The organism is Mesorhizobium sp. M4A.F.Ca.ET.020.02.1.1 (assembly GCF_004022645.1).
Taxonomy (GTDB): Bacteria; Pseudomonadota; Alphaproteobacteria; order Rhizobiales; family Rhizobiaceae; genus Mesorhizobium.
Genome location: NZ_RZOI01001121.1, coordinates 1 through 1243 on the forward strand (window position 1 = coordinate 1; position 1243 = coordinate 1243).

Annotated in this window: 2 protein-coding genes; both read right to left on the minus strand. The window is 62.8% G+C overall.

The window, feature by feature from the left end; all coding sequences use genetic code 11:
• Positions 1 to 685: ABC transporter permease subunit (locus tag EN742_RS35350; protein ID WP_128333908.1), on the minus strand; the 685-nt coding region annotated here is incomplete at its 3' end.
• On the minus strand, positions 682 to 1243 hold a 562-nt coding region (locus EN742_RS35355), incomplete at its 5' end, for an ABC transporter permease (RefSeq protein WP_148670546.1). The genes EN742_RS35355 and EN742_RS35350, both read right to left, overlap by 4 nt.

Below are 1243 nucleotides of genomic sequence, written 5' to 3' on the forward strand. Positions count from 1 at the left end.
CGCCAAGGCGAACCTGGCTGTAGATCTTCATCGGCAGCGTCGTGGCGCCCGGCCCCGAGGTGAAGGAGGCGATGACCAAATCATCGAGCGACAGCGTGAAGGCCAGCATCCAGCCGGAGACGATCGCCGGCAGGATCACCGGCAGAGTGATGTGGAAGAAGGTTTTCACCGGCGGCGCGCCGAGATCCATCGCCGCCTCCTCCAGGGAGCGGTCGAACGAGACCAGGCGCGACTGCACGACGACGGCCACGAAGCACATGGTGAAGGTAATGTGGGCGAGCGTGACGGTAAGGAAGCCGCGGTCGAGGCCGACGGCGACGAAGAGCAGGAGCAGCGACAGGCCGGTGATGACTTCCGGCATGACAAGCGGCGCAAAGACCATGCCGGAAAACAGGATGCGTCCCCGGAAGCGTGTGTAGCGCGTCAAAGTGAGGGCGGCGAGCGTGCCAAGCACGGTGGCGACGGTGGCCGAAATGACGCCGACGCGCGCCGTCACCCAGGTCGCGTCCATCAGGCCCTGGTTGTGGAACAGCGAGACGTACCATTTGGTCGAGAAGCCGCCCCAGACGGTGACCAGCTTCGACTCGTTGAAGGAGAAGACGATGAGCAGCACGATCGGCAGATAGAGGAAGGCAAAGCCGAGCACGACCGAGGTGATGTTGAAGCGGCTCCAGGTGGTGTTCATCTGCCCTGCTCCTGCGCGCGCGCCTGGGCCCGCTGGAAGAGCATGATCGGAACGATCAGCAGCAGCAGCAGGATGACGGCAACCGCCGACGACAGCGGCCAGTCGCGGTTGCCGAAGAACTCGCTCCACAAGGTCTTGCCGATCATCAGTGTCTGCGAGCCGCCGAGCAGGTCGGGAATGACGAACTCGCCGACTGCCGGGATGAACACCAGCAGGCAGCCGGCGATGACGCCCGGCAGCGACAGCGGGAAGGTGATTTTCCAGAAGGCGCTGATCGGCGGACAGCCAAGGTCCTTGGCGGCCTCGATCAGCGAATGGTCCATCTTCTCCAGCGATGAATAGAGCGGCAGCACCATGAACGGCAGGTAGGAATAGACGATGCCGATGAAGATCGCCTTATAGGTGTTGAGGATGAGCAGCGGCTCGTGGATGATGCCGATGCCAAGCAGGAACTCATTGAGCAAGCCTTCCGGCTTGAGGATGCCGATCCAGGCATAGACGCGGATCAGGAACGAGGTCCAGAATGGCAGGATGACCAGCATCAGCAAGGTCGGCCGG